Below are 24982 nucleotides of genomic sequence, written 5' to 3'. Positions count from 1 at the left end.
GACTGGCCTCCGTTCTGAGGCCTTTTGTTTCACAGAGCCACAAAGGCTAGATTATATGTTCTCTGCTTGTGATCTTTTTGATTAGGATTAAATCCTACGTCCGAGGCCGCAAATAGGCTAAAAAACGCTTTTCTGCCCAGCGGAATCCCCAGAGAATCATAAAACTCAACCCCATATAAAAAATGCCCGCCGTTAAAAACGCTTCAAATGGTGCATAGTAGCGGGCATTCACCAGTCTTGCCGCACCCGTCAGATCAATGATAGTGATAATACCGGCGACGGCACTACCATGAAGCATAAAAATAGCTTCATTACTATAGGCCGGTAATGCCCGGCGCAACGCACTGGGGAAAATGATTCGGCGGTATATTTTCCAACCGCTCAGACCATACGCCTTTGCGGCTTCGATTTCCCCTTGAGGCAAACCATTGATCGCACCACGAATAATCTCTGCCGTGTAAGCTGACGTATTCATCACAAATGAAATCAAAGCACAGAACCACGCATGTTCCCACAACGTTCCTTTCACGGAAAAAAACTGATCCATACCGTAATAAATCAAATACAGCTGAACCAACAAGGGAGTTCCCCGAAAAAAATAGATATATGCCCATGCCGGCCACGCCCAAAGCGGGTTGTGACTGTTACGAATCAGCGCTAAAGGCAACGCAATACAGAAGCCAATGATGAGAGATGAGGCCACCAGCCAGCTTGTCGTCCACAAACCACTGAGATAGATCGGCCAACTATCCGCAATCAATGCAAAGTCCATCATCACCTCATATGCATACTATATTTACGTTCAACATATTTCAGAATGCCGGTAGATACACTGGTGAACAACAGGAAAATCACCGCGATCGTCATATAGAATGTAAATGGCATTTTGGTGGACCCCGCAGCTAAAGCGCCCATACGTACCATATCTTCTAGTCCGATGATCGAAACCAACGCTGTTGTTTTGAGCAACACCAGCCAGTTATTACCGAATCCCGGCAGAGCATGTCGCATCATCTGAGGTAGCAAAATGAGTCTAAACGACTGAAATGGTGTCATACCATAGGCCTTAGCTGCTTCCAGCTCCCCTTGCGCAACCGCCAGAATGGCACCTCGAAAGGTTTCAGCCATATAAGCACCAAATATAAATCCAATCGTCAATACACCGGCTATCAGAGGACTGATATCAATATAATCCGGCAAATATGCGGTCCATTGATGTGAAACATCAAAAGCAGAGAGGACCTGGTTTAACCATTCATTGATTGTATACAGGCTATGATTGAGCAGCAGCTGTCCCCCGAAGAAAATCAGCATCATTAAGACTAAATCCGGAATGCCGCGAATAATAGTGGTATAGAGCGTGGCAAGATAGCGCGCCCAGCGATAGGTTGAAAGTTTTGCCAGCGCGCCCACCAAGCCCAGTAATACGGCCAACAACAGCGACATCAAAGCGACCTCAAGGGTCAGCATCGCCCCATGAATAATTACGCCTTCATATCCCTTTAAATCCAGCATCATGAGCACCTTGATATAGAATCCAACAATAAACATCATCTGCCGGATCTTTGATCATCAATTATTATGGAGACGAGCGATTGATATGACTAATTCCCATAAACATCATAGTTGAAGTATTTATCTTGAATCTGCTGATAAATGCCATTGTCACGCAGCGCTTGAATCGCCTGATTCAGTTTCTCATTCAAATCTTTATCCTGTTTGCGCGTTGCGATCCCGAATCCCTCACCGAACCACTGCGGATCAGTCAAGGTCGGTCCGATAAACTGGTACTGCTCCCCACCTTCTTTTTTCAACACGCCTTCTTCCAAAGCGGAGGCATCACCTAATACGGCATCAATTCGCCCATTGGCTAAATCAAGATAAGCCTCATCAAAAGAGCCATACCGGACAATCTCAACACTATCTCCATAGTTATCCGACAAATAGCGATCATGGGTTGTTGCCCGCTGCACCCCAATTTTTACACCTTGCAGCCCTGCATTGGTAAATTCGATATTTTTACCTTTCCGAGCAATGAATTTATTCGGAATCAACGCGTACTTCTGGGTAAAATCGACTTTTCTTTTTCGTTCTTTGGTAATCGACATTGCAGCAATAATCGCATCATATTTTCGCGCTAATAGTGCAGGGATAATGCCGTCCCAGTCTTGTGGCACAATCTTACATTTCACTTTCATTTCTTGGCATAATGCGTTCGCCATATCGACATCAAACCCTTGTAAAGAACCGTCAGCTTCCGTCCAGCTAAAAGGTGGATAGGCCCCTTCTATACCAAAACGAACTGTGTTCCATTCTTTGGCCTGAAGATATCCTGAAGCCACTGCAAGCCCTACCGCGATCACCCAACCGATTTTCATACCATGCTCCTTTGATGAAAGAACAATCATATTCATTGTTATTGATATAAAACCTAGCACCCGATATCACAACGCGCAATAAATCACCCTTTTCCTTATATGAGCAAAGAATCATCCGGATGTAGCTCATCACTAAGCACTTCATCACCACTGCTGTCGATGAAATGAAATAGATGGGATAGAAACCATTTAGGACAGGTCTAAGGAAAGTAACTATGGCAAAAATAGTATCGTTTTATGGCCAAGAACCAGTAAGGACGCGCCTTTCGCCAGAAGACACCTATACTGAGAAGACTGATTGAGCTCTATCTATTCTGAAACGGTGAGCGGTTATACAAGTCAATATAACTCCAGATTTTATTCCTATTTTTGAAGTTTTATTGATTTAGTTTAAGGTTTATGTGTTTTTTTTATCCTAAGCTACAGTCAATACGATGAGGTTCGTGGTAAGAGTCGCAATATCATTAACCAAACTGATGTATACCATCAGGTGTTCAATCATATTGTTATTCGAAGAGTGTACTGATGTCTTTTTCAACAAAAAAGATAAGTTGGCTCAACGGCTAAATCAGTACGTGTTTTTCTCTACTATATTAAAGGTAGGTATATCATGGCAGAGCAATTTGCTAAAGCTTGGGAAGGTTTTGTCGCAGGGGATTGGCAAAACGAAGTTAACGTTCGTGATTTTATTCAAAAGAACTACACACCTTATGAAGGTGACGAATCTTTCCTTGTTTCTGAAGGTACCGAAGCGACCAAGTCTCTATGGTCAGCCGTCATGGAAGGTATCAAAAAGGAAAACTCAACTCACGCTCCTGTTGATTTTGACACTTCCGTTATCTCTACCATCACTGCACACGATGCGGGATACATCAATAAAGATCTAGAAACAATCGTTGGTTTACAAACTGAAGCACCTTTAAAACGTGCCATTATTCCAAACGGCGGAATTCGTATGGTCGAAAGTTCATGCCAGGCTTATGGACGTGAACTCGACCCTCAAGTGAAAAAAATCTTTACAGAGTACCGTAAAACACACAACCAAGGTGTATTCGATATCTATACGCCTGCAATTATGAAATGCCGTAAATCAGGTGTCTTAACTGGTTTACCAGATGCTTATGGTCGTGGTCGTATTATTGGTGACTACCGTCGTATTGCACTGTACGGTATTGACTTCCTGATGAAAGATAAATTCGCTCAGTTCACTTCTCTACAAGAGAAATTTGAAACGGGTGAAGATCTGCATATGACAATGCAGTTGCGTGAAGAAATTGCTGAACAACACCGTGCCCTTGGCCAAATCAAAGAAATGGCAGCTAAATATGGCTGTGATATTTCACGTCCTGCTGAGACAGCTCAAGAAGCAATTCAATGGACTTACTTCGGTTATCTGGCAGCTGTAAAATCTCAAAACGGTGCCGCGATGTCTTTGGGCCGTACATCAACGTTCCTCGATATCTTCCTGGAGCGTGATATTGCCGCAGGTAAATTGACTGAGGAAGGCGCTCAAGAAATGATTGACCACTTCGTCATGAAACTGCGTATGGTTCGCTTCTTGCGTACGCCTGAATATGATGAGTTGTTCTCTGGCGACCCAATCTGGGCAACAGAATCTATCGGTGGTATGGGACTTGACGGACGGACACTGGTCAGTCGGACTAACTTCCGCTTCCTGAATAGCCTGTACACAATGGGGCCATCTCCAGAGCCAAACATCACTGTACTTTGGTCTGAACAGCTACCTGAAGGCTTCAAACGTTTCTGTGCGAAAGTCTCCATCGACACATCATCAATTCAATATGAAAACGATGATTTGATGCGCCCTGACTTTGAGTCTGATGACTATGCAATTGCATGTTGTGTATCACCAATGGTTGTTGGTAAACAAATGCAGTTCTTCGGTGCTCGTGCCAACCTGGCAAAAACCATGCTCTATACCATTAACGGTGGTATTGATGAAAAACTGAAAATTCAAGTTGGTCCGAAACTGGAAAAAATCACATCTGAAGTTCTGGACTATGATGAATTGTGGGAAAAAATGGATCACTTCATGGATTGGTTGGCAAAACAGTATGTCACCGCTTTGAATGCGATTCACTTCATGCATGACAAATACAGCTACGAAGCCTCTCTGATGGCGCTGCATGACCTTAATGTAAAACGCACAATGGCTTGTGGTATCGCTGGTCTGTCTGTTGCTGCCGATTCTCTGTCAGCAATCAAATATGCGAAAGTTACACCAATCCGTGATGAAGACGGCATCGCGACCGACTTCAAGATCGAAGGCGACTATCCTAAATTTGGTAACAATGACCCTCGTGTTGATGACATTGCATGTCAATTGGTTGAAGTCTTCATGAACAAAATCCGTTCATTGAAAACTTACCGCGATGCTGTTCCTACACAGTCAATTCTGACCATTACATCGAACGTTGTTTATGGTAAGAAAACCGGTAACACACCTGACGGACGTCGAGCTGGCGCGCCATTTGCACCGGGTGCAAACCCAATGCATGGTCGTGATGAAAAAGGCGCGGTCGCATCACTGACTTCAGTCGGTAAACTACCATTTGCTCACGCAAAAGATGGCATCTCTTATACCTTCTCAATCGTACCGAATGCACTTGGTAAAGATAATGATGCACAACGCTCTAACCTTGCTGGTCTCATGGATGGTTACTTCCACCACGAAACTGGTATTGAAGGTGGTCAACACTTGAACGTCAACGTCTTAAACCGTGAAACATTGGAAGATGCTGTGAAACACCCAGAGAAGTATCCACAGCTGACAATCCGTGTATCAGGTTACGCTGTCCGCTTTAACTCTCTGACAGCAGAACAGCAAGCTGACGTGATTGCGCGTACATTTACTGAAACGCTTTAATCATTAAGTCCTGATAAAAAAAGCTCCCTTCTGGGAGCTTTTTTATTATCATCATTTCTATTTCTCGTTATCAGGTAGGACTCGATTCATAGACCGGGCCTATACCGCAAAACGCTGGCAATCCTCAGAAAGAAGTGTTGAACGCTGATCAACAACTTTGCTGGTTTTTCTGAGTCTTTGATTGTTCTCTTCTAAGTTTTTCATCGAAGATGAAATCTGCACCATGCTATCCGCCATTGAGTGGCTGGTCACCGCTAATTCTTTGATGGATTCAAAAATCGTTGCTGTCTGATTTGCAGCTTCATTGGCTTTTTCGGTGATATGAGAAAGTGCCTGTATTGCTTCTTGGCCTTGCTCTTGACCACGATTCATAGAGCTTTCAGACTGAGCGATATACTGAATCACTTCTGCACTCTCACGTTTCATAGTCTCAATGGTCTCGGTTATTTCTGACACGGCATCGACCGTTTTGACAGCGAGGTTACGGACTTCATCGGCAACCACAGCAAAACCCCGTCCCTGTTCACCCGCGCGGGCAGCTTCAATCGCAGCGTTTAAAGCCAGTAAATTAGTCTGCTCAGCAATCCCATTGATAATGTCCATTACGGCATCGACTTTCTCTGAAGCTGACTCAAGCTGCTGAATATGACCGGCTGCTGAATTCAAAATATTGCCAACATCCTGAATGGATTGAATCGCTGACTCAATAATTTCGCCCCCGGCTTGTGCCGCAGCGGTTGATGCTTGGCTCACATCCGCCACAAATTCAAGCGAGTTACTCACTTCCTGAGTCGTGACACTGACTTGCTCCGTCGCAGAGGCAAGCAGATCAGTTTGACGAACAATCTGGGTCTGGGCCGACATGAGTTGGTCTAAGCCATCATTAAGCTCCGCAGCATCACCAGAAAGCGCCTGGCTGTTTTTCTGCACTTGATTTACCAACAATCCTAAATGCTCACAACTGTCGTTCAAAGCGATAGCAAGTTGATTAAACTCATCCTCTGGATTGGTTGTGAGCGGTAAACGTTTTGACAGATCACCTTGAGACAACGCATCCAGAAATATTTTTGTCTGTGTCAGAGAACGGGTCAGAGATAATCTCAGAGTGATAAAAATAGCAATAGTAAGTGCGGCAAGCGCGGCACAAGCGGCCATCACCGACCATAGTGTTTGCGTTGCCTCCCGATGAGCGGTCCGTTGATAATCGCGACTGACCGCTTTTAATCGCTCTGAAGCATTTTGAATCAGTTGTTGAACAGTTTTTTCTGATGCTGATAGTTCCAGCTCATAGTTTTTTACTTGCTGAGATAATTCACCGACCCGTGCAAAGGTCTGTTTAAACTGATCAACTTCCGTTTGATAGCTTGACAACGCTGCATAAAGCTTAGATGTGTTGATAAAAGTCGCCATCGCACGATTGAATAATTTGAGGTTTTTTTCATTGGGTGCCAATAAATAATTTTGCTGAGATTTAATCATCGCCCGAAAATCAGAACGAATCGTCACCATTCCGGTTTCTTCAATTTTTGCATCGATTTTCTCCGCGAGTTGCGTCAATACGCCCTGTTTCCCCTCACTGATGTTAAACCCCAATTCAGATTTAGTGTTCAACCAAGGATGCATTGCGTTTTCAAATTGATTCATGGCTTCAAAGAGCATCTTGCCTTCATTCTCAAAACCAGCATCCTTCAGAAAGGTGACATCCTTATCGATATCTTGACTTAATTCTGCCAGCAGTTCAGTCACGCGAGAAACGTCTTTGATCTGGAGCGCATTTCTTTCTGCGGCCAGAGATAATAATTTTGTCTGAGAAGCAAATAACTTGGTTGTCCCCTGAGAAATCTCCCCACTCAGATCATACTGGGATGTCATCATCGATAACTTACGTGCAATGAATCCCCCCATCGCTAAAAAACCAAAACATAAAACAACAATGAAAATAGCAATCTTCCGCTTTTGCGATAATTTCAGTACATCCATGACCACAATATCCTTCACTCAAGTCAGAATTTTAAAAAGCAAATTTTCTGAACCAATATCAACCCTTTTGCTATCAACAAATTTATTACATGAATTACAAAATTACTACAATTTTATGCCAAAATAACAAACTAATGGTTCGGGCTACCAGCAAAGACGCCAACGCAATTTTTCTGGTATGCGAATCAGAATTAAAAGCATTAAAAATGACACTATTTTTGAGCTTTACCGATTTAAAAATAAGGGCTTCAAAAACTCTCGAATTGCGTATCGTCTGGTGACTAGGTCTATATCATTGTATGGAAATGTAATAAAATGACAGGTAAATCCTCCAAAGAGAAATCATCATGTCAACTCTAGGTCGTATCCATTCTTTTGAGACATGTGGCACCGTTGATGGTCCGGGCATTCGTTTCATTGTTTTCATGCAAGGGTGCTTGATGCGCTGCATGTATTGCCATAACAGAGATACTTGGGATGTTCATGCAGGAAAGCTGATTTCTGTCGAAGATATCATTCAAGAAGCAAAATCTTATCGCCATTTTATGAATGCATCAGGTGGTGGAGTGACTTGTTCTGGTGGGGAAGCCGTTCTGCAACCTGAATTTGTCAGAGATTTTTTCCGTGCAGCCAAAGCAGAAGGAATGCATACCTGCCTTGATACCAATGGCTATGTCCGCAAACACACCCCCGTTATTGATGAACTACTTGATGTTACAGATTTGGTCATGCTGGATATCAAACACATGCAGGATGAGATTCACCAAAAACTCATCGGTGTATCCAACCACCGAACGTTAGACTTCGCCCGCTACCTGCATAAAATCGGTCAGACTACATGGATCCGCTATGTGATTGTCCCCGGATATACTGATGATGAAGATGCTGCTCATCAGTTAGGGCAGTTTATTCAAGATATGGATAATATTGAGAAAATAGAGCTTCTCCCCTATCACAAACTCGGGGCCCATAAATGGGAAGCCATGGGTCTGGACTATCCTCTGGATGGTGTTCAGCCTCCGTCGAAGGAGACCATGGATAATATTGTTTCGATCTTGAGCCAATATCATTCCAATGTGAAATATTAACGCCAAAAACCAAGCTTACCGAGATACTCAAAGGATGAAACATCTCGGTAATCAAATGATGCAAAATCAGATAAAAACCCGTACTGAGATCATGTTTCAGGCACACAATTCACGTTACTCTACTGATAACAATCTTTTATCATTCGAGTAGGAATTTGCTATGGAAATGACCAATGCTCAACGCCTTATCCTATCCAATCAATATTTATTGATGTCACAGCTTGACCCGGCAAATGCTGAAAAATATAAGCGTTTCAGAACAATTATTGAACGTGGTTATGAATTGCACATGCGGGAGCTGAATAAAGAATTTGGCTGTTTGGCAGAGAGTGAATGCAGCGAAATCATCAATATCATGGAAATGTACCATGCGATGCAAGAGTCCTATAAGCTGTTGACCGATGTAGATCAAGACCAGATTGATGCAAGACGTCTACAATTTTTAGGCTTTGATTTATCGACAGAAACGCAATTGGTCCACTATGTTCGCTTTTTAGTCAATTCCGAGGGGTTATATACCCACTTTGAACAGGGTGAACATCAGTTCAACAGTCAGGTGCCGATGTTAGATAAATACCGTCGTATGGCAGCAAAATGGCAGTCGTGCCCCCGTCAATATCACCTCTCTGTCTCTGAGTTCCGACAGATTTTTAACGCATAACCCTCTCACACAGCTCCGGGCGATAGCCAAAGCCAAGGTGTCGCCCGAAAACTCGAACAATCGAATCCATCATTCAAACGGAAACTATTTACCTTTCTATCGAGACAATTCGATGTCCTCCACCTTTCGTGAAATTTTGTTAAATTGATGATACATTCATTTAACAAATCATTTAAACACCCAGTATGACACAGACCTGATTTTTTGATTAAACACATATTTTTTAAGCAGAATTGCTAATTAGCGACTAGTCTTAAAGAGTGTGCGATTTGTGTTGAAGCGTTGACATGTCGTCAAGACATTTTAGAGGGAATGAGCTATGAGTATATTCGACCATTTTCAAGCGCGTTATGAAGCAGCGAAGGAAGAAGAGTTATCACTACAGGACTTCTTACAGTTATGTAAAGAAGATAAAAGTGCCTATGCTAACGCTGCCGAGCGTCTACTATTAGCCATTGGTGAACCTAAAGTCATCGATACATCAAAAGATCCCCGTTTGAGCCGTATTTTCTCGAACCGGGTGATCTCTCGTTATGATACCTTTAAAGACTTTTACGGGATGGAAGAATCCATTGAGCAGATCGTCTCTTATCTGAAACATGCTGCTCAAGGACTTGAAGAACGGAAACAAATCCTCTATTTACTCGGTCCTGTAGGGGGCGGTAAATCATCACTTGCAGAAAAACTAAAATCATTAATGCAACTGATGCCCATCTACGTACTCAGTGCAAACGGGCAACGGAGTCCGGTGAACGATCATCCATTCTGCCTGTTCGATATCAGTGAAGACGGAGAGCTACTCAAAACGGAATACGGTATTGATCAACGCTATCTCCGGACCATCATGTCCCCATGGGCTGCCAAACGCCTGCATGAGTTTGGGGGAGATATCACTAAATTCAAAGTCGTCAAATTACGGCCATCGATACTGGATCAAATTGCGATCGCAAAAACAGAGCCGGGAGATGAAAACAACCAAGACATCTCTTCATTAGTCGGTAAAGTTGATATTCGCAAACTGGAACATTTCTCTCAGGATGACCCTGATGCATACAGTTATTCCGGTGCGCTTTGTCGTTCCAATCAGGGCTTGATGGAATTTGTCGAGATGTTTAAAGCACCCATCAAAGTGCTGCATCCCCTTCTGACTGCAACTCAGGAAGGCAATTATAACGGCACGGAAGGTTTATCCGCCTTGCCATTTGAAGGAATGATTCTTGCCCACTCAAATGAGTCCGAATGGCAGGCATTCCGTAACAATAAAAACAACGAAGCATTCCTTGATCGGGTTTATATCGTCAAAGTGCCTTACTGCCTGCGCGTATCTGAAGAAGTCAAGATCTATCAAAAACTATTGGATCACAGTGAACTTTCTCTCGCGCCTTGCTCCCCCAGCACCTTAGAAACACTAGCGCAATTTAGTGTCCTGTCTCGTCTGAAAGTACCGGAAAACTCGTCTATTTTCTCCAAAATGCGGGTATACGATGGTGAAACGCTCAAAGATACCGATCCCAAAGCGAAGAGCTATCAGGAGTATCGAGACTATGCCGGAGTTGATGAAGGGATGAACGGACTATCGACACGTTTTGCCTTCAAGATACTCTCCCGGGTATTCAACTTTGATCAGACTGAAGTTGCCGCGAACCCTGTGCATCTGTTTTATGTCATCGAACAGCAGATAGAACGAGAGCAGTTCCCTCAAGATACCGCCGAACGGTATCTCGAGTATCTCAAAGGTTATCTGGTGCCACGGTACGTTGAGTTCATCGGCAAAGAAATCCAGACTGCTTATCTGGAGTCTTACTCCGAATATGGGCAAAACATTTTTGACCGTTACGTCACTTATGCTGACTTTTGGATTCAGGATCAGGAATACCGTGACCCGGAAACCGGCCAACTGTTTGATCGTTCTGCGCTCAATAGTGAGCTGGAAAAAATCGAGAAAACAGCCGGTATCAGTAATCCAAAAGATTTCCGCAATGAAATCGTTAACTTTGTTTTACGTGCCAGAGCAAATAACAATGGTAAGAATCCTGCATGGACCAGTTATGAAAAACTGCGGACTGTGATTGAGAAGAAAATGTTCTCCAATACAGAGGAACTCTTACCGGTTATTTCTTTCAATACGAAAACATCCTCTGAAGAACAGAGAAAACATGATGATTTCGTCGCACGGATGATGGAAAAAGGTTATACCGAGAAACAAGTCAGGTTGTTATCCGAATGGTATTTACGTGTTCGTAAATCGTCATAAATCATCTTGCACCATACGCTCGGTGTGGTCGGAGGCAGACTTCAAAAGACGCCAATTTAAAGTGTTGTGATACAGTAACTTTAAAGGGGCTGACTCGAAGATGGAGAGTTGAGAGAAACGCTGTTCAACCGCTTCTGCCTCCATTCCGAGGGAACCACGCAGCAACTCATATACCCTACTGGGTTGTTGTTCGGTGATGTTAAGTAAAGGGGATATTCATGGCGCAATTTATTGACAGAAGATTAAATGGTAAAAATAAGAGTGCGGTGAATCGCCAACGTTTTCTCCGCCGCCACAAGCAGCAAATCAAAGAGTCTATTGCGGATGCGGTGAATCGTCGCTCAATTACCAATACTGAATCTGGGGAAGATATATCAATCCCTAGTAAAGACATTAAAGAGCCAAGTTTTCATCATGGGAAAGGTGGCCTGAAAGAACGTGTGCATCCCGGTAATGACCAATTTATCACGGGCGATAAAATTGACCGCCCACAACAAGGTGGCGGCAGTGGTTCCGGTCAGGGAGATGCCAGTGCTGATGGTGAAGGCAATGATGATTTTGTGTTCCAGATATCCAAAGATGAATATCTGGATATCCTATTTGACGACTTGGCCTTGCCGAATCTGAAGAAACAGCAAGTCAATCGAATCGTCGAATGGAAAACACATCGTTCCGGCTACCAGACTGCTGGTGTGCCTGCCAATATTTCTATTGTGCGTTCACTCCAACAATCGTTGGCAAGAAGAACCGCGATGACCTCCGGCAAACGTCGTCTGCTCCATGAACTCGAAGAAACACTGGCAGAAATCCAGAATCTGGAACCGGCACAACCACTGGAAGAGAAGCGTCTCCAGCAGGAAATACTGGATATTCGTAAAAAGATCGATCAGGTACCATTTATTGATACGTTCGATTTGCGTTATAAAAACTACGAGAAACGTCCGATCCCTTCCAGTCAAGCCGTGATGTTTTGTCTGATGGATGTTTCAGGTTCAATGGATCAGGCAACGAAAGACATTGCCAAACGTTTTTATGTCTTGCTCTATCTATTTTTAACCCGAACCTATAAGAATGTTGAAGTCGTATTCATCCGTCACCACACACAAGCGAAAGAAGTGGATGAACATGAATTCTTCTACTCACAAGAAACCGGCGGAACCATTGTATCCAGTGCTCTCAAACTGATGCATGAAATCGTGGAAGAACGTTATCCGCTTAATCAATGGAATATCTACGCAGCGCAAGCATCTGATGGCGATAACTGGGCCGACGACTCCCCCCGCTGTCGTTCAATCCTGACTGAAAACCTACTACCGTGCTGTCAATACTACGCATATATTGAAATTACACACCGCTCTCATCAGACACTCTGGCATGAATATGAAAAATTACAGACAAGTTTTGATAACTTTGCGATGAAAAATATTCAGTCCGTGGATGATATTTTCCCCGTATTTAGGGAATTGTTTCAAAAAGAAACAACAGCTTAGGAGGGACTTTTGAATGGTAACCAAAATAAAGTCGGCACCTGACAAGCACCAAAGTAAACGGCTCCCGGACGGACCGGACTGGACGTTTGATTTGCTCGACCGCTATCACACCGAGATCAAACGGGTCGCAGAGCATTATCGTCTGGATACCTATCCCAACCAGATAGAAGTCATCACATCTGAACAAATGATGGATGCCTACTCAAGTATTGGTATGCCCATCAATTATAACCATTGGTCCTTCGGTAAGAAGTTCATCCAGACAGAACAAGGCTATAAACATGGTCAGATGGGATTAGCCTATGAGATTGTTATCAATTCTGATCCCTGTATTGCTTACCTGATGGAAGAAAACACCGTTACCATGCAGGCACTGGTGATGGCTCATGCCTGCTATGGACATAATTCTTTCTTTAAAGGGAACTATCTGTTTCAGGCCTGGACAGATGCCAGTTCCATCATCGACTACTTACTATTCGCCAAAAATTACATCAGCGAATGTGAAGAAAAGTATGGGGTCACTGACGTCGAGGATATTTTAGATTCTTGTCATGCCCTGATGAATTTCGGTGTGGATCGGTATAAAAGACCGGAAAAAATATCGATTACTGAGGAAAAAATTCGCCAAGAGCAACGTGAGATGTATTTACAATCTCAAGTGAATGAACTCTGGAAAACACTGCCGAAAGCCGAACCAAAATCAGAGGATGAGCGCATTCGCTTTCCGAGTGAACCGCAGGAAAACATCCTCTATTTCATTGAAAAACATGCACCGTTACTTGAGCCATGGCAACGCGAGATTGTACGAATTGTCAGAAAAATCAGCCAATACTTCTATCCTCAAAAGCAGACTCAGGTGATGAATGAAGGATGGGCAACGTTCTGGCACTATACCATCTTAAATCACCTCTATGATGAAGGACTGGTTTCTGAAAAGTTCATTCTCGAATTTCTGCACAGCCATACCAGTGTGGTGGCTCAACCATCATACAATAGCCCCTACTACAGTGGTATCAACCCATATGCATTAGGCTTTGCAATGTTCAAAGACATTCAGCGGATCTGTCAGGAGCCGACGGAGGAAGATAAAGAGTGGTTCCCGAATTTAGCCGGAACCGATTGGTTGGATGCGGTTCATTTTGCGATGAAGAACTTCAAAGATGAGAGTTTTATCAGTCAGTACCTCTCACCTAAACTCATTCGAGATTTTAAACTCTTTGCCATCACCGATGATGACCGCAAAAACTTTATTGAAGTCAATGCGATCCATGATGAACTGGGCTATCAGAAAGTCAGGGAAAAGCTCGCAGCACAATACAACCTGAGCAATATTGAACCCAACATTCAGGTTTATAATGTTGACGTCCGCGGTGATCGTTCTCTCACGCTCCAATATGTCCCTCAGGATCGTATTCCACTCGACCAAAGCTATGAGGAAGTTTTAAAACATTTGCATCGTTTATGGGGATTTGAGGTCATTCTGGAGGAAGTCAAAGATACGGGCAGAAGAGAACGGTTAGCCGTTTGCCCAACCAAAGAGACAACGCAGCTCCCGACAACTCCCTAACAAAATCAAATCAACCCAAGCGTGACCCAATACAACAGTCACCACATAAAAACGGATGGGCTCCCCATCCGTTTCTCTTAGTGACCTTGGGCGATAATCGCTCGAAGGTGAGCCAAATCTGCCTCGGTATCCACACCAATCGGCGGCGTTTCCACCGCAACATCAACGTGAATCTTCTCGCCGTACCAAAGGACGCGCAGCTGTTCCAGACTTTCAATTTTCTCTAGTTGACTCGGCTCCCACCGAATGTAAGTCTGAATAAATCCGGCACGATAAGCATAGAGACCGATATGCCGCAATAATGGTGTATGAATGTCAGGCTGCTGTTGACCATATCGGTCACGATCCCAAGGAATCGTTGCCCGACTAAAATAGAGTGCATATCCCTGATGATCCGTCACAACCTTGACGACATTGGGATTGAACGCTTCCTCCCGGTCAGTAATTTCAACAGCAAGTGTTGCCATCGGAACATTGTGACTGGCCAGATTTTCAGCCACCTGAGTAATAATCGCGGGTGGAATCAACGGCTCATCGCCCTGAACGTTGACCACAATGTGATCATCCGGGATCGACAGTTTTCGCACCACTTCCGCCAGTCGCTCCGTACCGGATTGGTGTTCCGCTCCCGTCATACAGACTTGTCCGCCGAAGGATTTAACCGTTTGTTCAATTCTTTCATCATCCGTCGCGACCACCACGCGTTCAGCACCGGACTGAATCGCCTGTTCATAGACACGCTGAATCATGCTCTTCCCGCCGATATCGGCCAGTGGCTTTCCCGGTAACCGGGAAGACTGATAACGCGCAGGAATCACCACAGTATAGGCAGTCGTCATCAGTGCCCCTCTTCCATTGACATGGTTCGGGCTTCAGGCTCCAGCAACACTGGAATACCCTCTCTGATTGGATAGGCAAGCCGATCAAATTTACAAATCAACTCTTGTTGCTCTTTATCATAGGTCAGTTTTCCCTTACATACCGGACAGGCAACAATTTCAAGCAGACGATGATCCATAGTGTTTAATAACCTCTTCAATTGATCGTAATATTTTTTGCGCATCCACCGGGCGGAATGTCGCAGATACGGGTAAATACCACCAGTTATCTTGCGCAAAGGGAAGACATTTCACTGCATCTTTTTCCGTCATGATGACATGTTCGGCTGCTGCGGCAATCCCCTCAATATCATGAGCACTATATTGATAATGATCGGCAAATCCCCGGGTCGTAACCAGAGACGCGCCTAACTGCAATAAGGTCTGAAAAAAACGCGAGGGGTTACCGATCCCGGCAATGGCAGTTAATTTCCCTAATTGCTTAACATCGCGGCAGATACCGGAACAAAGGTGAACGGCTTGCTGAGGTGTCAGCGTCATCGGCATCTCATTCGCTTCGGGTGTTCCGCCATTGTTAATCACAAAGTCAACCGACGTCAGCCGATGTAGCGATTCCCGCAACGGGCCGTAAGGAATAAACCGCTGATTGCCAAAACGTCGTTGTCCATCAACAACCACAATTTCAATGTCCCGCGCCAACGCATAGTGTTGTAAACCATCATCGGCAACCACCACATTTACACCTTGCGTCAATAATGCTTGTACCGCATCTGCGCGGTTTGGTGCCACAGCAACCGGCGCACCGGTTCGCTGATAAATCAGTTTTGGTTCATCGCCACAATGATGAACGGGTGTCTCTTGAGTCAGCAGTAACGGATATCGTGGCGCTTTGCCCCCATATCCCCGGGAAATCACCCCCGGTGTCATTCCCATCTGCTGTAATGCTTCCACCAGCCAGACAACGACGGGCGTTTTGCCATTCCCGCCAGCGGTAATATTACCGACGACAATCACCGGAACCGGTGCCCGATAGGTTGGCTTACGTCCTTGCTGATAAGCTTTCCTGCGCGCTTCACTGATCCAGCGGTACAGCAGACTCAGCGGCCATAAGATCGGGGCGAATAGCCGACCGGCAAAATGATTTTTAAACCAGATGTCCTCAATCACAATTTAGCTACCAAACTGGGTACGATGCAGCTGTGCATAAGCACCGTTTTTTTCAAGCAGCGCGACATGATGACCTCTTTCGATAATTTCACCTTCATCGATGACCAAAATTTCATCGGCTTCTTCAATCGTCGATAACCGGTGTGCAATCACCAGAACCGTCTTATTCTTCTGTAGCTCAGCTAAAGCTTCCTGAATCGCCCGTTCTGATTCGGTATCCAGTGCGGATGTCGCTTCATCTAAAATCAGAACCGGGGCGTCCCTCAGGAGTGCCCGGGCAATCGCAATTCGCTGGCGTTGACCGCCAGACAGGCTGGCACCATTCTCACCAATCAACGTGTCCAACCCTGCGGGCATATTATCAATGAATTCCATCGCGTGTGCCTGCCGGGCAGCGTGTTCAATCTGTTCCCGGGTATAAATACCCTCAGCAGCATAGGCAATGTTATTTGCGATCGTATCGTTAAACAGATGCACATTTTGCGAGACCAGCGCAAAGTGTTTCCTGAGGTTGGTTAATTTATAATCCCGGATATCCTGCCCGTCTAACTGGATCACGCCATCATCGACATCATAAAAACGGGTAAATAAACTGGCAATGGTACTTTTCCCCGAACCGGAACGGCCGACCAAAGCAACGGTATGACCCGGTTTGATGGCAAAAGAAATGTGTGAAAGGGTCGCCTTTTCTTTCCCCTGATAAGTAAACGTCACGTCATTGACTTGAACCAATCCAGTCACGGCATCAACTTCGTAATTGCCGGTATCTTTTTCGGTCTCCAGATCCATCAATGAGAATAATGTCTGACTGGCAGCCATCCCACGTTGAAAATCTGACGTCACATTAGTTAGCGCTTTTAATGGGCGCATCAAACCGAACATGGCAGAAAAAATCACAGTAAATGTACCGGGAGTCAGTTCGGAACGAATCGAGTCCACACTGGCTAAAAATAACACCGTCACCAATGCCACAGAAGCGATCATCTGTATTACTGGATTCGCGATAGCCTGAGCGGCGACCAGCTTCATCGTCTGTTGGCGCATCCGGTTACTCACATCATCGAAGCGCTTGCATTCAACATCATGGCCTCCGTAACTGAGGACCACTTTGTGCCCTTTCAGCATCTGCTCAGCAGACGAGGTTACCTGTCCCATTGCATCCTGCATATTTCTTGATATTTTCCGAAACCGTTTTGACACAACGCGGATAGCCATAGCAACAACGGGCGCGACAACGATCAGGACCAGAGATAATTCCCAGCTATTCCAGAACATCAATGCCAATAAGCCCACAATACTGGCGCCTTCACGGACAATACTGACCAATGCCCGACTCGTCGCACCGGCAACCTGTTCCGTGTCATAGGTAATTCTTGACAGTAATCCACCGGTTGATTCCTGATCAAAGAAACTCACCGGCATATGCATGAAATGGTTAAATATTTTACGTCGCATCATCATCACGACGTTCCCGGAAACCCAACTCAGGCAATAAGATGATACAAATCCACTGAGCCCACGGATCAGCATCATGGCTAAAATAATAAACGGTAGTATTTTCAGAAAATTGGATTCAGCAGAACCAAACCCTTCATCCAACAGAGGCTTGAGCAGGGAAACCATGTAGGTATCCGACGCAGCATTAATAATCAGAGCAATAACGGCAACAAACAGACCTGACTTGTATAAGCGGATATAAACCCAAAGACGCTTAAAAGTTTGCCAAGTCGTTTCATCATTTATATTTGACATAGATACCATGGTACTTTTCATCGAGAATAACCGCGCCATTCTACCTGTTTACGCAGCGTCTGCCTATACCATGGCGAGAAGGCGTGACTGCGTATCGTACTGACCTCATATTTTTTGTTCGAAATGGTGATCCGAACCTGACCGGACGTGGCCGTATCCAGCCAGTGAGTACCATTTTGCTGATAGCGTTTGACGACACCGACATTGGGCAAATGCCACATATTCATCCCGGCCAAAGAGGCAATGGCTAACTCAGCACCGACCCGTTTCACCCATAAAGAGGAAGAAGATGTATAGCTGCCATGATGAGGCACAATCACCACGTCACTGCTAAGCGGCAGGTTCTGCTGTAACATCTGCCATTCACTGCCCTTTTCAATATCACCGGTCAACAGCACAGAATGTCCGGTATCATCAGAAATACGAATCGTACATGAAGCATCATTATCTGCTTTCACAACGCGTTGCGGTGGCCATAAAACATCAAAACTCAGTGCTTGCCACTGCCATGAGTGACCTTGAGTGCAAGGCTGATATCCCGGCAAGAACTCACTGGCCCGTTTCCATTGGGGATGCCAGATTTTTTCAACATCAAAACGACCACCGGCATGATCATTATCCAAGTGGCTGAGCATCAAACCATCCAGATGCCGAACACCTCGCTGCCTTAAGACAGGTGTCACTACAGACTGAGCAATACTCCCACCCGGCCAGCTTTTCCCTGTATCATAGAGAACATAATGCCCATTTCTCCCAATTAAGATCGATAGACCATGACCAACATCCAGCACGTCGATCTGCCAGTCAGTTGTTGTCTCACGCCCAACTAAGAGCCCACACATCATGACCAGAAAAAAGCCGATACTACGGGGGGATAAAATGGGCCAAAGTAACACAACGACTGTCGCAATTATCAACAGATAAGTAAGGTGAGAAGGCGTAAACAGCCAAGCCGGTTCAGCAAAACCGGCTGCCCACATGACCGGTTCAAGTAAAACATGAATCATCTGCCATATCAGTATCGCCGAACCACCACACACCGTCACCCACAACCCGATAAAGAGCAAAGGTACCACCAGCACACTGAACCAAGGAATAAAGATCAAGTTATACAAGGGGGCAACCAGACTCACCCCGCCAAAAAAGTAAGCACTGACAGGCAACATACAGACCATTAATACAAGATGCCCTTTCATCTGTCGTATCAGTTTTCCGATGCGATCGCGGCGTAGAATGTCTCTTTCCTGATTCACCAGATAAAGTACAAAGAAAACCGCAGCAAACGACATCCAGAAACTGGCTGAAACCCCGGCAAACGGATGAACGGTTAATATGCCGCTTAACGTCAGTAAGAATCGTTCTCTGAGACTGATTCGAAGTTGGCTCAATCTAAATACAATATGGATGAGTAACATCAGCATGGCCCGTTGGGTGGGCAGAGAAAAACCGGCTAACCATGCGTAAGTCAAAGCCGAGCCTCCCCCGAAGATAACCGGTGCCCATAACCAGCGTCGACCTAAACGAGAGATAGGTATGCCAAGAAAGAAGCCAAATGAATACGCAATCCCAATGTGCAATCCTGAGATGGCAATCAAATGCGCTAAACCACTCTCTTTCAGGACTCGCCACTGTTGCGCGGTTAAATCATTGCGGTTTGCAAAAGAAAGCGCAAGGATAATACCTTTCAACGTATCGTTTTGGAGCTGCTGAGCCACTCGTTGAAATAACCGATAACGCCAAGAGTCTCCTGACTTTTTCACCTCGACATCAGAACGGGCGAACACTTTTGCAACGATACCTTGACTGAAAAAATAGCGTTCACTATCAAACCCCGCTTCATTGAGTAAACCCGTAATCGGTTTGATATTGACTGACATTTTCAATATATCACCAGGATAGTATTGAGCAGCCGTATATAGCTTGACTTTTGGGTGCATCCACCACTTAATAGGTGTGTTATTTATCGATAACACTTGCGCTTGCGCACTATAGCCAAAACTATTTGATGTAAAAAAGCTGTCAACTTTAACGTTTATGGTAATATCGTGCTTAAACTGAAATAAAATGTCAGATTGCCGTTTAAATATATTTCCGTGACATAGCACCAATATCAACGCAGTGAATATACCGATTGTGTACCACAATTGATTCATCCGGAGAGCAAAAAACAACAGCAAGACACCCCACCAGCAATAAATCATACTCGGCATATTCGGCCAGTAAGGTGATGATAATAATGTTAAACAATAAGAACTGAGCAACCAGTTGTTTTTTATAAGAGCCATCGTTTTATATGCCTAAAAAATTAATTAAGCGATTCTTACCGGACAGGGAACTGATCAAACGGCAAAAAGCCCTGAAAATTTTCGGTAACGTGTTATATAACCCTAATTTATGGTGTCTGAACCGTCGTTCAGCTGCCGGTGCTTTTGCCGTTGGCTTATTTATGGCATTTGTCCCGCTTCCCAGTCAGATGATTATGTCCGCTGGACTAGCTATCGCCTGTGGTGTCAATCTGCCACTCTCTGTCGCTTTGGTTTGGGTGAGTAACCCAATTACGATGCCGGTACTCTTCTATTTTGCTTATAAGCTCGGCGCTTGGGTTCTCCATGAACCGCCACAACATTTTCATTTTGAACTGTCTTGGAGTTATATCACTCAGCAGATGTCAACCATTGCACCTTCACTGGTTGTCGGGTGTTTGATTTGTGGCGTCATCTGCGCCCTGCTCGGTTACTTTGGGATTCATGGTTTGTGGCGTTACTCTGTCGTCAGAAGCTGGCAAAAGCGACAATTAAAGTAGCCTGAGAAAAAGAGAGTGTCTTGAAAAGTGTCCGTCATTACGAGGCATCCATGATAAAGGTGTGAAATCGTTGACATCAGAGAATGGTCATCCTCGGTTCACTTCACACTTTCTTATACATTTCAGACACTTTTATATATTGCAGGAATGGCAACGCCATGAGCGTCAGAAAAAATAACGAAAGCGACTTCAGCATTCACGGCACGAAGTCGCTTTTTACTTATTGAAAAGAATCTATCGAAAGCAATCTATCGGGAAGAAAGAACGGTTGCGGGATTGAGGCGGCTCGCCTTCAATGCGGGATAGAATGTCGCAGCCAAACTCAATAAGATTGCCGTCCCGGACACCAACACCACGTCCTGGACTTCTACTTGAGATGGCAGAAAATCCACAAAATAAATATCACCGGATAAAAAGTGGTGCCCGATTAACGACTCGAGTTGTTTAATCAATCCTGTCAGATTCATTGCAATCAACACCCCAATGATGCTGCCACACAGACTCCCCAATACACCGGAAAAAATCCCTTGCCACATGAATATCTGCCGGATCAAACGGTCTGAAGCGCCCATCGTTCGCAAAATCGCAATTTCTGCGGCGCGATCTTTCACCGCCATCATTAAGGTTGAAACAATATTAAAACTTGCCACTCCAATCACGAGAACCATCACCAGATACAAAATCGTACGAACCAGCTGAATATCCCGATAAAGATAGCCGTATTGCCGCTGCCAGCTCCGCAGATAAACATATTGATTGAGCTGATTACCGACCTGACGAACAATTTGCTCTGCGCGGAAAACATCATGTACTTTGACTGACACCCCGGTAACCGCCGATCCGATACCGGTATATTGTTGAGCATCTTCCAGCGGAATTAACGCCAGATTGTGATCAATCTGCCCATGCAGCGCCAATACCCCAACCAGTGTAACCCGTATCCGCTGCGGCGCTTTCAGTGATTTGCCCCCACCTGACATGTTCGGTACCATCAAAGTCAAAGCATCACCGACATCAACCCCCAAGCGTTGTGCAACCCCCTGCCCGAGGATGACTTGATGTTTACCGGAAGAAGCCTTGGTAAATGTCTGTCCGGAGATATACCGGGACAGCTCGGACACATGACGCTCCATCTCTGGATCCATACCACGAACTTCAATCGCTTTCAGTTGCTGACCTTTCTCTGCCAAAGCGGTAAACCTGACATAAGGTGCAGCTGCAACAATCTGAGGAAAAGAGGTAATTTTCTTCATCATCGCCGGCCATGCTTGGATCGGCCCGTCAACACCTTCAAATTCACCATGAGGGATAACCGATAGCACTCGGTTATCCAGCTCTCTTTCAAACCCGTTCATCGCTGATAAGCCAATCACAATCACAGCGACCCCGAAAGCAATCCCCAGAGTGGAAGACATTGAAATGAAGGAAACCAATTTGTTTCTTTTTTTGGAACGGCTGAAACGACGACCAATCATCAGAGATAATGATGAAATCACTTTGTGCTCTCCTTACGACGTCAATAAGCCGTCTTGCATCGTCAGAATACGATTCATTTTTCCCGCAAGTTGCTGATCATGCGTGACCACTAAAAATGCAGTTTGGGAATCCTCATTCAACTCTCTCATCAGCTCATAAACAGCCAGAGCCGTCTGATGATCCAGATTACCGGTCGGTTCATCGGCTAATACCAAAGACGGTTTGTTGACCAACGCCCGAGCAATCGCAACCCGTTGCCGCTCTCCCCCCGAAAGTTCGCTCGGGCGATGGGAGAGCCGATGGTCAAGCCCGACGCGAGTAAGCCATTGTTTCGCACTGTGGGTCGCATTCGCGACTGACTCACCGCCAATCAACAAAGGCATCGCCACATTTTCTAAGGCCGTAAAATCCGTCAGTAAGTGATGAAACTGATACACAAAACCAATGTGTTGATTACGGATTTTAGCCTGCTGCGCAGATCGGAGCTGCAACATGTCATGCCCTAAAAACGTCACATCACCACTGGTGGGTTGATCAAGTGCGCCTAAGATGTGTAGCAGGGTGCTTTTGCCCGATCCGGATGACCCAACAATCGAGGCAAACTCTCCAGACTGCATCGAAAAGCTGACACCTCGTAAGACATGTGTCGCAAGCTCGCCTTCTCGATAAGTTTTTGTGAGCTGACGACATTCAAGGAGATTATTCATAGCGTAAAGCCTCTGCTGGATGAACGGACGATGCACGGAATGACGGATACAAAGTTGCCAAAAGACTCAAGGCAATAGTGAGCAGCTCCACTACGATAATCTGGCCGGGTCGAATCATGACTGGCAGCGAACCACCTATTGCCATCAAATCAACCCCCAGTATCTGTAGAATCGAATTCAGGTGACTTGCAATCAGGATACCGAGAATGCCACCACTCAATGCGCCGGCAATACCACTGCTCGCACCTTGTACGATAAAGACAAATAGAACCTGCAAATTCGTCATGCCCTGCGTTTTCAAAATCGCCACTTCTGACTGCTTTTCCATCACAACCATGATCAATGCAGAAATAATATTAAAGGCGGCAATGGCAACAATCAGTCCCAACATCAGCCCCATCATATTTTTTTCCATCTGCACGGCCTGAAATAATTCACCACGCTGATCCCGCCAGTCACTCCAGTGCCACCCTTGGGGTAATGGTTTCTTCGCCAGTTCAGACACCACAAAAGGATCGGCAAATGACAGTCGCCAACCGGAAATCGTTTCCTCCGGGAGACGCAATAGCCGTTGTGCATCATGGATATGGGTAATCATCAGTTGAGCGTCAATATCAGAACCAGTATTAAAGATACCGGCGACCGTAAAGTTGCGCTGGCTGGGAATTCGCCCCAGTGGCGTAAACTGACTGGCTTGGGTTACCATCAGACGAACTTTATCACCTTGAGAAACATTGAGTTGTCTTGCTAACTGATGACCGAGGAAAAGTGTATAATCTCCGGCATGTAAATCTTGCATGGTTCCGATGATCAGGTATTGAGCAAGTGGATCGTTGTCCTGAGGCTCAATCCCTAACATAATGCCTGCCGATAGTTCGCTCGCACTTTGCACGACCGCTTCACTACGAACAATCGGTTCGGGGGAAGCCTGCGTGGGAAACTGTTTAAGAAAAGACGGGGGGACTGCCTGCCACTGAGTTCGTTCATGTCCCTGATAAACCACTGCATGAGGTAAAACCCCTAAAATCCGGTTCTTCAGTTGAGACTCAAAGCCATTCATGACCGATAAAACCGTGACCAGCGCTAACACTCCGATAGTGATACCGACGGTTGAAATGCGCGAAACAAAACGGCTGAACCGATCACCTGACTGTCCTCGTAAATATCTGAACCCTATAAATACCGAAACAGGACGAAACATACTATAAACCAATAAAGACTATTGCACGGTACTTTAACGATAAACTGGCTCAGGTTGTAGTATTAATTTGCCAATTCATTGTTAATTCATACAAATGACAGCTCTATACCTTGATTAGTTCATTCGTATAGCGATAATCAAGATGCAAAGATGAGGAATGAACCATGGTCGAACAAGAGTTTTTTACAGTGCAACATGCACTCACAATCAATATTGAGCCTTTGGAGACGGGGGCATCATTCCCTTCTGAAGAGGTATTTGAAAGTGAAATCCCTGTACCATTTATTGTTGCATGTGAATTCAGTCATCTTGACCAGCTCGGGGACATCGCCCGGCAGGAACTGAAAAACAATGATTTTAAAAATCTCATCCAGTTACTGGATAGTCAAAATGCCAAATTAAACCTGCTGTTGAATTTTATGTTGTCTCAGCAAGATGACCCTCATCAACGTCATCGGACCGAATCATTTGGCGCCAGTCAGTTTACTTACGTCAGTCATGATCCGATCGAGGTCGGTACGTTACTACGCGTCAAATTGTTTCTGGACCATCCACCGGCTGCAATATACTGCTATGCACATGTTGGAAGCTGTCAGGCTGAAGATGAACACTATCTCATGACCGTAAAATACGATCTTCTGAGAGAATCCGATCAGGATTTACTCATTAAAGCCGCACTATATCAACAGCAAAAACTATTACGTCGTCGCTCTCTTGAAAGAAATAAATAGC

20 protein-coding genes are annotated in these 24982 nt (G+C 45.0%); 8 read left to right on the top strand and 12 right to left on the bottom strand.

Translation table 11 applies throughout. From position 1 onward, the window contains the following. Positions 1-94: 94 nt before the first annotated feature. The 3 genes from AC55NX_RS09095 to AC55NX_RS09085 all read right to left on the bottom strand — a co-directional run bounded on the left by AC55NX_RS09095 (position 95) and on the right by AC55NX_RS09085 (position 2378). Positions 95-772, bottom strand: coding sequence for an ABC transporter permease (locus tag AC55NX_RS09095; RefSeq protein ID WP_496995462.1), 678 nt, complete (start codon positions 770-772; stop codon positions 95-97). Between the two features lie 2 nt (positions 773-774). Further along, the gene (locus AC55NX_RS09090; protein ID WP_496995461.1) at positions 775-1515 is read right to left on the bottom strand and encodes an ABC transporter permease; all 741 of its coding nucleotides are present in this window, start codon (positions 1513-1515) and stop codon (positions 775-777) included. A gap of 89 nt (positions 1516-1604) precedes the next feature. After that, positions 1605-2378, bottom strand: coding sequence for an ABC transporter substrate-binding protein (locus AC55NX_RS09085; RefSeq protein WP_496995428.1), 774 nt, complete (start codon positions 2376-2378; stop codon positions 1605-1607). A 610-nt stretch (positions 2379-2988) separates the two neighbouring features. Between AC55NX_RS09085 and pflB the strand changes: the two genes are divergently transcribed. Further along, positions 2989-5265, top strand: a complete 2277-nt coding sequence (gene pflB, locus AC55NX_RS09080) for a formate C-acetyltransferase (protein ID WP_496995427.1) — start codon at positions 2989-2991, stop codon at positions 5263-5265. A 99-nt stretch (positions 5266-5364) separates the two neighbouring features. On the opposite strand, the gene AC55NX_RS09075 is transcribed toward pflB, so the two are convergent. Then, complete coding sequence (locus AC55NX_RS09075; protein ID WP_496995426.1) at positions 5365-7245, bottom strand: methyl-accepting chemotaxis protein; 1881 nt, start codon at positions 7243-7245, stop codon at positions 5365-5367. Between the two features lie 347 nt (positions 7246-7592). Here AC55NX_RS09075 and pflA point away from each other — a divergent pair, with 347 nt between their 5' ends. From pflA to AC55NX_RS09050, 5 genes are all read left to right on the top strand, one after another. Beyond that, positions 7593-8333 (top strand): pyruvate formate lyase 1-activating protein, encoded by a 741-nt coding sequence (gene pflA / locus AC55NX_RS09070; RefSeq protein WP_496995425.1) that lies wholly within the window; start codon positions 7593-7595, stop codon positions 8331-8333. Positions 8334-8493: 160 nt separating this feature from the next. After that, a complete protein-coding gene (locus tag AC55NX_RS09065; RefSeq protein WP_496995424.1) occupies positions 8494-8994 on the top strand; it encodes a YfbU family protein in 501 nt (166 codons plus the stop codon). Between the two features lie 319 nt (positions 8995-9313). Further along, positions 9314-11248, top strand: coding sequence for a PrkA family serine protein kinase (locus AC55NX_RS09060; protein ID WP_496995423.1), 1935 nt, complete (start codon positions 9314-9316; stop codon positions 11246-11248). Positions 11249-11466: 218 nt separating this feature from the next. Then, the gene (locus AC55NX_RS09055; RefSeq protein WP_496995422.1) at positions 11467-12738 is read left to right on the top strand and encodes a YeaH/YhbH family protein; all 1272 of its coding nucleotides are present in this window, start codon (positions 11467-11469) and stop codon (positions 12736-12738) included. Positions 12739-12751: 13 nt separating this feature from the next. Beyond that, positions 12752-14305, top strand: coding sequence for a SpoVR family protein (locus AC55NX_RS09050; RefSeq protein ID WP_496995421.1), 1554 nt, complete (start codon positions 12752-12754; stop codon positions 14303-14305). A 77-nt stretch (positions 14306-14382) separates the two neighbouring features. Here the strand turns inward: AC55NX_RS09050 and kdsB are convergent, their stop codons facing one another. Genes kdsB through AC55NX_RS09025 form a run of 5 tightly spaced genes read right to left on the bottom strand, consistent with a single transcriptional unit; the run spans position 14383 to position 20264 of the window. Further along, positions 14383-15144 carry a 3-deoxy-manno-octulosonate cytidylyltransferase gene (gene kdsB / locus AC55NX_RS09045; protein ID WP_496995420.1) on the bottom strand — a complete coding sequence of 254 codons (762 nt, stop codon included), beginning with the start codon at positions 15142-15144 and terminating at the stop codon, positions 14383-14385. Further along, complete coding sequence (locus tag AC55NX_RS09040; protein ID WP_496995419.1) at positions 15144-15323, bottom strand: Trm112 family protein; 180 nt, start codon at positions 15321-15323, stop codon at positions 15144-15146. Before AC55NX_RS09040 ends, kdsB begins: the two co-directional genes overlap by 1 nt. Continuing rightward, a complete protein-coding gene (gene lpxK / locus AC55NX_RS09035; RefSeq protein WP_496995418.1) occupies positions 15304-16311 on the bottom strand; it encodes a tetraacyldisaccharide 4'-kinase in 1008 nt (335 codons plus the stop codon). The genes AC55NX_RS09040 and lpxK overlap by 20 nt, the downstream gene beginning before the upstream one ends. Before the next feature lie 3 nt (positions 16312-16314). Further along, entirely contained in the window at positions 16315-18063 is a 1749-nt protein-coding gene (gene msbA / locus AC55NX_RS09030) for a lipid A ABC transporter ATP-binding protein/permease MsbA (protein WP_496995417.1), read from the bottom strand. 17 nt (positions 18064-18080) lie between these two features. Further along, positions 18081-20264 (bottom strand): DNA internalization-related competence protein ComEC/Rec2, encoded by a 2184-nt coding sequence (locus AC55NX_RS09025; protein ID WP_496995460.1) that lies wholly within the window; start codon positions 20262-20264, stop codon positions 18081-18083. Between the two features lie 92 nt (positions 20265-20356). On the opposite strand from AC55NX_RS09025, the gene AC55NX_RS09020 reads away from it, so the two are divergent. Continuing rightward, entirely contained in the window at positions 20357-20866 is a 510-nt protein-coding gene (locus tag AC55NX_RS09020) for a DUF2062 domain-containing protein (protein WP_496995416.1), read from the top strand. Positions 20867-21114: 248 nt separating this feature from the next. Here the strand turns inward: AC55NX_RS09020 and lolE are convergent, their stop codons facing one another. The 3 genes from lolE to lolC are packed head-to-tail and all read right to left on the bottom strand — an operon-like array spanning position 21115 to position 24250. Then, entirely contained in the window at positions 21115-22362 is a 1248-nt protein-coding gene (lolE, locus tag AC55NX_RS09015; protein WP_496995415.1) for a lipoprotein-releasing ABC transporter permease subunit LolE, read from the bottom strand. A gap of 12 nt (positions 22363-22374) precedes the next feature. Beyond that, positions 22375-23049, bottom strand: a complete 675-nt coding sequence (gene lolD / locus AC55NX_RS09010; RefSeq protein ID WP_496995414.1) for a lipoprotein-releasing ABC transporter ATP-binding protein LolD — start codon at positions 23047-23049, stop codon at positions 22375-22377. Next, the gene (gene lolC / locus AC55NX_RS09005) at positions 23042-24250 is read right to left on the bottom strand and encodes a lipoprotein-releasing ABC transporter permease subunit LolC (protein ID WP_496995413.1); all 1209 of its coding nucleotides are present in this window, start codon (positions 24248-24250) and stop codon (positions 23042-23044) included. Before lolC ends, lolD begins: the two co-directional genes overlap by 8 nt. A gap of 164 nt (positions 24251-24414) precedes the next feature. Between lolC and AC55NX_RS09000 the strand changes: the two genes are divergently transcribed. After that, positions 24415-24981, top strand: a complete 567-nt coding sequence (locus AC55NX_RS09000) for a PilZ domain-containing protein (RefSeq protein ID WP_496995412.1) — start codon at positions 24415-24417, stop codon at positions 24979-24981. Position 24982 lies beyond the last annotated feature (1 nt).

The organism is Vibrio rubrogenes (assembly GCF_059641415.1).
The sequence above is the reverse complement of the archived record's forward strand: the minus strand, read 5'-3'. Positions and strand labels throughout refer to the sequence as shown.

Coding starts and splice junctions, on each gene's coding strand:
- AC55NX_RS09040 (WP_496995419.1), bottom strand. CDS start 15,323: ATGGATCATCGTCTGCTTGAAATTGTTGCCTGTCCGGTATGTAAGGGA.
- AC55NX_RS09000 (WP_496995412.1), top strand. CDS start 24,415: ATGGTCGAACAAGAGTTTTTTACAGTGCAACATGCACTCACAATCAAT.
- lolD (WP_496995414.1), bottom strand. CDS start 23,049: ATGAATAATCTCCTTGAATGTCGTCAGCTCACAAAAACTTATCGAGAA.
- pflB (WP_496995427.1), top strand. CDS start 2,989: ATGGCAGAGCAATTTGCTAAAGCTTGGGAAGGTTTTGTCGCAGGGGAT.
- AC55NX_RS09020 (WP_496995416.1), top strand. CDS start 20,357: ATGCCTAAAAAATTAATTAAGCGATTCTTACCGGACAGGGAACTGATC.
- AC55NX_RS09075 (WP_496995426.1), bottom strand. CDS start 7,245: ATGGATGTACTGAAATTATCGCAAAAGCGGAAGATTGCTATTTTCATT.
- AC55NX_RS09065 (WP_496995424.1), top strand. CDS start 8,494: ATGGAAATGACCAATGCTCAACGCCTTATCCTATCCAATCAATATTTA.
- msbA (WP_496995417.1), bottom strand. CDS start 18,063: ATGTCAAATATAAATGATGAAACGACTTGGCAAACTTTTAAGCGTCTT.
- AC55NX_RS09095 (WP_496995462.1), bottom strand. CDS start 772: ATGGACTTTGCATTGATTGCGGATAGTTGGCCGATCTATCTCAGTGGT.
- AC55NX_RS09055 (WP_496995422.1), top strand. CDS start 11,467: ATGGCGCAATTTATTGACAGAAGATTAAATGGTAAAAATAAGAGTGCG.
- pflA (WP_496995425.1), top strand. CDS start 7,593: ATGTCAACTCTAGGTCGTATCCATTCTTTTGAGACATGTGGCACCGTT.
- AC55NX_RS09090 (WP_496995461.1), bottom strand. CDS start 1,515: ATGCTGGATTTAAAGGGATATGAAGGCGTAATTATTCATGGGGCGATG.
- kdsB (WP_496995420.1), bottom strand. CDS start 15,144: ATGACGACTGCCTATACTGTGGTGATTCCTGCGCGTTATCAGTCTTCC.
- AC55NX_RS09060 (WP_496995423.1), top strand. CDS start 9,314: ATGAGTATATTCGACCATTTTCAAGCGCGTTATGAAGCAGCGAAGGAA.
- AC55NX_RS09050 (WP_496995421.1), top strand. CDS start 12,752: ATGGTAACCAAAATAAAGTCGGCACCTGACAAGCACCAAAGTAAACGG.
- AC55NX_RS09085 (WP_496995428.1), bottom strand. CDS start 2,378: ATGAAAATCGGTTGGGTGATCGCGGTAGGGCTTGCAGTGGCTTCAGGA.
- lolC (WP_496995413.1), bottom strand. CDS start 24,250: ATGTTTCGTCCTGTTTCGGTATTTATAGGGTTCAGATATTTACGAGGA.
- AC55NX_RS09025 (WP_496995460.1), bottom strand. CDS start 20,264: ATGATTTATTGCTGGTGGGGTGTCTTGCTGTTGTTTTTTGCTCTCCGG.